General features: G+C 40.0%; 8 protein-coding genes. All 8 read right to left on the reverse strand.

The window, feature by feature from the left end; all coding sequences use genetic code 11:
* Positions 1-178: 178 nt before the first annotated feature.
* Positions 179-490, reverse strand: coding sequence for a stress response translation initiation inhibitor YciH (gene yciH, locus ACEYKX_RS01635; protein ID WP_373768175.1), 312 nt, complete (start codon positions 488-490; stop codon positions 179-181).
* Positions 491-521: 31 nt separating this feature from the next.
* Positions 522-1,214, reverse strand: coding sequence for an orotidine-5'-phosphate decarboxylase (gene pyrF / locus ACEYKX_RS01640; protein WP_373768174.1), 693 nt, complete (start codon positions 1,212-1,214; stop codon positions 522-524).
* An 18-nt stretch (positions 1,215-1,232) separates the two neighbouring features.
* Positions 1,233-2,423 (reverse strand): lipopolysaccharide assembly protein LapB, encoded by a 1,191-nt coding sequence (lapB, locus tag ACEYKX_RS01645; protein WP_373768173.1) that lies wholly within the window; start codon positions 2,421-2,423, stop codon positions 1,233-1,235.
* Complete coding sequence (locus tag ACEYKX_RS01650) at positions 2,423-2,707, reverse strand: LapA family protein (RefSeq protein WP_373768172.1); 285 nt, start codon at positions 2,705-2,707, stop codon at positions 2,423-2,425. The genes lapB and ACEYKX_RS01650 overlap by 1 nt, the downstream gene beginning before the upstream one ends.
* 64 nt (positions 2,708-2,771) lie before the next feature.
* Positions 2,772-3,056, reverse strand: a complete 285-nt coding sequence (locus tag ACEYKX_RS01655) for an integration host factor subunit beta (protein WP_373768171.1) — start codon at positions 3,054-3,056, stop codon at positions 2,772-2,774.
* 68 nt (positions 3,057-3,124) lie between these two features.
* Positions 3,125-4,792, reverse strand: coding sequence for a 30S ribosomal protein S1 (gene rpsA / locus ACEYKX_RS01660; RefSeq protein ID WP_373768170.1), 1,668 nt, complete (start codon positions 4,790-4,792; stop codon positions 3,125-3,127).
* A gap of 96 nt (positions 4,793-4,888) precedes the next feature.
* Positions 4,889-5,557 carry a (d)CMP kinase gene (cmk, locus tag ACEYKX_RS01665; RefSeq protein ID WP_373768169.1) on the reverse strand — a complete coding sequence of 223 codons (669 nt, stop codon included), beginning with the start codon at positions 5,555-5,557 and terminating at the stop codon, positions 4,889-4,891.
* Between the two features lie 14 nt (positions 5,558-5,571).
* Positions 5,572-5,802: PDZ domain-containing protein (locus ACEYKX_RS01670; RefSeq protein ID WP_373780370.1), on the reverse strand; the 231-nt coding region annotated here is incomplete at its 5' end.

The raw sequence follows: 5,802 nt of genomic DNA on the forward strand, positions 1-5,802 counted from the left end.
AAGGAAGACATGATTTCACATAGATTATCGAAGAAAGAATATGTAGACCGCTTTAAGGGGTAAGTCATAGAGTTATTGTGCGGTTGTCAGTTTTTCACATGCCTCTTGAGGGGCATGTGAAGTCCTAGGCCCTTATAGGGTAGCCTAAAAACCGCACGTTTTACGTGCGGATTGTTATTTAACCACCTGCTAATTTCACTTTAAAGCCTTTCTGTTCTAATATTTGCTTAATCTGTTCTCGGTTATCGCCTTGGATTTCAATTACGCCGTCTTTGACCGAACCGCCGCAACCACTGCGTCTTTTCAGCTCGGAGGCTAAAGACATTAAGCCTCTATCATCCAAATCCAAACCGGAAATCAAGCAAACCCCTTTGCCTTTTCTTCCGCTGGTTTGGCGATGAATTCGCACAATTCCATCCCCTTTCGGGCGTTCAGCCTTCGGTGGTTCGGCTTTTATTCTGCCGACTTCAGTTGAATAAACTAACGACATTTGCAAAATTTCCTCATGATCTGACCGCTTGTCAGGCGATAGATTGATTAATCGACTTTAATACGGCAAGCGGATCTTGAGCTTGCGTAATTGGTCGTCCGATCACTAAGTAATCCGAACCTGTTTCAATGGCTTGCTTAGGCGTCATGACTCGACGTTGATCACCAACATCACTGCCTTCGGGACGGATCCCCGGAGTAATCAATTTAAAATCGTTACCGCAGTGCGTACGCAGTACGTCGACTTCTTGCGGAGAACACACGACACCGTCTAAACCGGCTCGTTGGCACAGATGCGCTAAACGGATAACTTGCTCCATCGGGGAGGCATTAATACCAATTTGGAGAAGGTCAAGATCTTCCATACTGGTTAACACTGTGACACCAATCAATAATGGTGCATCTTTGCCGTAAGGCTCTAAAATTTGTTTTGCGGTTTCCATCATGCGTAAACCGCCTGAAGCGTGTAAATCGACCATCCAAACGCCTAGATCTGCGGCAGAACGTACGGCTCGAGCAACGGTATTCGGAATATCGTGGTATTTTAAATCTAAAAAAACATCAAATTGACGGGCTTGTAGTTGTTTGACAAAGTTTGTACCTAATGTCGTAAACATTTCTTTGCCTACTTTCAGGCGACAAAGTGACGGGTCTACTTGATCGACAAAATGCAACGCTTCATTTTCCGTTTCATAATCGAGTGCGACGATAATTTTATTATCCATGTTTGGAACTCCTTAAGTTTAGATGACTTCCGCAAGACTTTGCATCGGTTTAATACTTTCCCATTTTCGACAAGACGGGCAATACCATGTTAAACGGTAACTTTGATAACCGCAATTTAAGCAACGATAGTGAAATCCTTTTTGGATTCGATCACCCACCATTTTATGTAACAAAATTAAGCTTTCTTTCCCTCGTCCCTCTTCCGCTTCACTGACTTGATATTGAATAAATCGGTGAAAGGTAATGAGATTCGGAAATTGCTTGATTTGTTGATAAATTTTAGATTGCGCCGCTTCTATACCGTCTTTTTGTTCAATAAATTCAGCCAAAGCCAAATCAACACTACTGTTATGTTTAATTTGGCTTGCTTTGATTAAAAATAACTCAAAGTTATCGAGTTGGTTTAATTCTATATAGCATTGCTTTATTTGACTCAACACTTCACTAATGTAGCTTGGTTCTTGCTCTAGAATCCTTTCAAAATGGATGATGGATTGGGCAAACTGCTGTTTTTCCAAGTAAAAGTCACCTAACAAGATCGAGGCTCTTGCACATTTTTCTGAATATTCGAGGGCTTTATTTACGGCTCCAATAAAGGCTTTTTCATCTTCTTGAATAGATTGGGCATATTCGCAATAATAATGTGCTAGAGGGACTTTATCCGTATCCGGTGCAATTTTTAATAATTTCTCGGCAACATTGATGGCCTTTTTCCACTCTTTGGTTTTTTGATAAATAACCGTAAGTTGTGTTAGTGAATGAACGGAAAACTCCGGTTCGTCCAATAAGGTAATATAGTAATTTTCTGCCCGATCATAAAAACCGGCAGCCATAAAATCCTTTGCCAATTGTTGTTTGGCTAATAGTTTTTGTTCAAATGAATAATCGGGGCTGTTTTCTAATGCCTGATGAATGCGTAATGCACGATCGACTTCTCCCCTGGAACGGAATAAGTTACCTAGCGTCAATTCGGCTTCAAATTGAGATTCTGTCGCAATTTGATTTTCCGCTTCTTGTTTTTGTAACATAGAAAGAAAAAGATCAACGGCTTTTTCTTGCTGATTGGATAAAAGAAAGTTTAATCCCGTTACATAGTCACGGGAAAACTTGTTATGAACCGTTTCTTGATCCTTTTTTGCACTACGTTGTCCCATGTACCAGCCGTATAATGCTGCGATAGGCAATAAAAGGAACAATAGCTCAAGCATTATTCAGCCTTAGGGAGGGTTAACTCATTAATTTGTTGGGCTTGGCGTTTGATCCGACGATTTAACGCAATATTTTGCAATTTAATTTTCAGGTAGAAAAAACCGGTGATGAGCCAGCCGAGGATTAATCCGAAACCAAATAAAATAGCAACTAAGCTGGATAAACGTAATTCGGTTTTAGCAATTATATAGTTAAATGTAATAAGCTGATCGTTATTTGCTCCGACGGTAACGGCTACAATGACAAGAGCTAAAGCGATAACGATACCAAAGATATATTTCATATAAGTGTCTCCGTTATTACATTATATATGTATCTATGTGATATTTCACACGTCATAAGTAAGATTAAAGGGAATCAACGCGTTCTTTAAGGTCTTTACCGGCCTTAAAATGAGGTACGTATTTGGCACCTAATTTAACGCTTTCACCTGTTTTAGGGTTTCGCCCGACACGGGGTTGGCGATAATGAAGAGAAAAACTACCGAAACCTCTGACTTCAATACGTTCTCCGTTTTCAAGTGAACGCATTATTTGTTCTAGGATTTCTTTCACGCTGTCATCTACCGCTTTTATGGGTAATGATGAAGCATTTTTAGCTACTAAACGCTCGATTAATTCCGATTTAGTCATATTTTTCTCCTTGATTTTGAGTGAAGCGGATATGTCAAAACATATCCGCTTTTTCTAAAGAGAGCTAATTACTCACCTTTTGCTGCTTTGAACGCTTCTGCCATAGCATTCGGAATTGCTTCTTCTTGCTTATTCACTTGCGCAAGTGCTGCTGATTCTTCAGCTTCATCTTTTGCACGAACAGAAAGGTTTACAATGCGTGCTTTACGATCAACACCTGTGTATTTCGCTTCGATTTCGTCACCCACAGAGATCACTGTTGTGATGTCTTCTACACGATCACGGGTTGCTTCAGCTGCACGAACATAACCTTCTACGCCGTCTGCTAATTCAACTTTAACGCCTTTAGTATCAACTTCAACCGCTTTACCTTTCACGATTGCACCTTTTTTAGTGCCATCAACAAAGTTTGTGAACGGATCGGATTCTAATTGCTTGATACCTAAAGAGATACGTTCTTTCACTGCATCAACTTGTAATACAACAGCTTCTACTTCGTCACCTTTTTTGTAGTTACGAACAGCTTCTTCGCCAGTCATATTCCAAGAAATGTCAGATAAGTGAACTAAACCGTCAATGCCACCTTCTAAACCGATAAAGATACCGAAATCAGTGATTGATTTGATTTTACCTTTTACTTTATCGTTTTTGTTGTGAGTTTCAGCGAAGTGTTCCCACGGGTTAGGTTTACATTGTTTTAAACCTAATGAGATACGACGACGTTCTTCATCAACTTCAAGTACCATGACTTCAACCACATCACCTACATTTACCACTTTAGATGGGTGAATGTTTTTGTTTGTCCAGTCCATTTCTGAAACGTGAACTAAACCTTCAACACCGTCTAAAATTTCAACGAAACAGCCATAGTCTGTTAAGTTAGTTACTTTACCGGATAATTTGCTGTTTACCGGGTGGTTTTGTGCAATAGCTGCCCACGGATCTTGACCTAATTGTTTTAAGCCTAAAGATACACGCGTTTTCTCTTTGTCGAATTTAAGTACTTTAACAGTTACTTCTTGACCTACTGCAACAACTTCACTTGGGTGTTTAACACGTTTCCACGCCATATCTGTGATGTGTAATAAGCCATCAACACCGCCTAAATCTACGAATGCACCGTAGTCAGTTAAGTTCTTCACAGTACCTTTCACTTCAGAACCTTCAACTAAGTTCGCTAATACTTCTTCACGATCAGCAGAGCTTGTTGTTTCGATTACTGCACGACGAGATACCACAACGTTGTTACGTTTTTGGTCTAATTTGATTACTTTAAGTTCTAAAGTTTGACCTTCAAGATTTAAAGAATCACGAACCGGACGAGTATCAACTAATGAACCCGGTAAGAATGCACGAACACCGTTTAACTCAACAGTGAAGCCACCTTTTACTTTACCGTTTACAAAACCAACAACGGTTGCTTGTTCTTCGAAGGCTTTCTCTAATGCAGCCCACGACTCGTTACGTTTCGCTTTTTCACGAGAAAGTTTGGTCTCACCGAAACCGTCTTCTACGGCATCAAGAGCTACATCAACCACATCGCCGACTTGAACTTCTAATTCGCCTTGTGCGTTGAAAAACTCTTCAGCAGGGATTGCAGATTCTGATTTTAAACCAGCATCTACGAATACAAGGCCTTTTTGGATTTTAACCACAGTACCTTTAACGATAGAACCTAAACGGGTTTCTTGACCTTTTAGTGATTCTTCAAATAGTTGAGCAAAAGATTCAGTCATAATTAATCTTCTTAAATAAAATAAAACGTCCACTTAGCATCCATCTAAATGGGGTTAGGGATAACAACTTAACAATCCTTTGTTAAGCAAACAACACTAAAGTGATTGACGAATATGATCTAACGCCTGTTGAATCACTTCATCAATAGACAAATGCGTTGAATCTAAGAGCAACGCATCTTTAGCCGGGACTAAAGGCGCTACTGTGCGATTCCTATCGCGAAAATCACGTTCTTTTATCTCGGCTAAAATCTCGTCAAAATTAGCACTAAATCCTTTTTCTTGCAACTGTTTTACGCGCCTTTTTGTACGCTCTTCGGCGCTTGCGTCTAGAAAAAATTTAATTTCAGCATCGGGAAAGACAACCGTTCCCATATCACGCCCATCCGCAATTAACCCTTTTGGATTACGGAAGTCTCGTTGGCGTTGTAATAATGCTTCACGTACTTGAGGATACACTGCGATTTTTGAGGCGTTCTGTCCTGCTTCGGCGGTTCGAATTTGGTCACCTACATTTTCACCATCTAAGATAACCTTAATTTCATTATTTTCAGGCATAAATTTAACATTCAAATTTCGTCCCAACTCAGCAAGAGCTGATTCATTTTCAAAATCTATGCCTTGTTTAACCGCCGCAAGTGCCAGAATGCGATAAATAGCCCCTGAATCTAAAAAATCAAAACCTAATTTTTCGGCAAGAGCATGGCATAATGTACCTTTACCCGCTCCACTTGGGCCGTCAACAGTAATAACAATATTCTTCATATGTTTCCTATAAGTTATAATTCGGGAAATTCCCCGATAACGACTTGAAACTCCAATAATTTACCTTGACGTAAGACGACGACTTTTACTTTTGTATAAGGTTTCATATCGGCAATCATCTCCATCATTTGGGAAGGTGTTTCTGCTTCAATATCGTTAATCGTCAGAATTAAATCGCCCGCTTCGATACCGGCAAGATCCGCCGGTCCTTTTTCAGCTACACCGGTAATCAATACACCTTTTTC

The sequence above is a fragment of the Glaesserella sp. genome (genome assembly GCF_041817755.1).
Taxonomy (GTDB): Bacteria; Pseudomonadota; Gammaproteobacteria; order Enterobacterales; family Pasteurellaceae; genus Glaesserella.

Excerpts from the sequence above, each read along its gene's own strand:
- yciH (WP_373768175.1), bottom strand. The coding sequence starts at position 490 with ATGTCGTTAGTTTATTCAACTGAAGTCGGCAGAATAAAAGCCGAACCA.
- pyrF (WP_373768174.1), bottom strand. The coding sequence starts at position 1,214 with ATGGATAATAAAATTATCGTCGCACTCGATTATGAAACGGAAAATGAA.
- lapB (WP_373768173.1), bottom strand. The coding sequence starts at position 2,423 with ATGCTTGAGCTATTGTTCCTTTTATTGCCTATCGCAGCATTATACGGC.
- ACEYKX_RS01650 (WP_373768172.1), bottom strand. The coding sequence starts at position 2,707 with ATGAAATATATCTTTGGTATCGTTATCGCTTTAGCTCTTGTCATTGTA.
- ACEYKX_RS01655 (WP_373768171.1), bottom strand. The coding sequence starts at position 3,056 with ATGACTAAATCGGAATTAATCGAGCGTTTAGTAGCTAAAAATGCTTCA.
- rpsA (WP_373768170.1), bottom strand. The coding sequence starts at position 4,792 with ATGACTGAATCTTTTGCTCAACTATTTGAAGAATCACTAAAAGGTCAA.
- cmk (WP_373768169.1), bottom strand. The coding sequence starts at position 5,557 with ATGAAGAATATTGTTATTACTGTTGACGGCCCAAGTGGAGCGGGTAAA.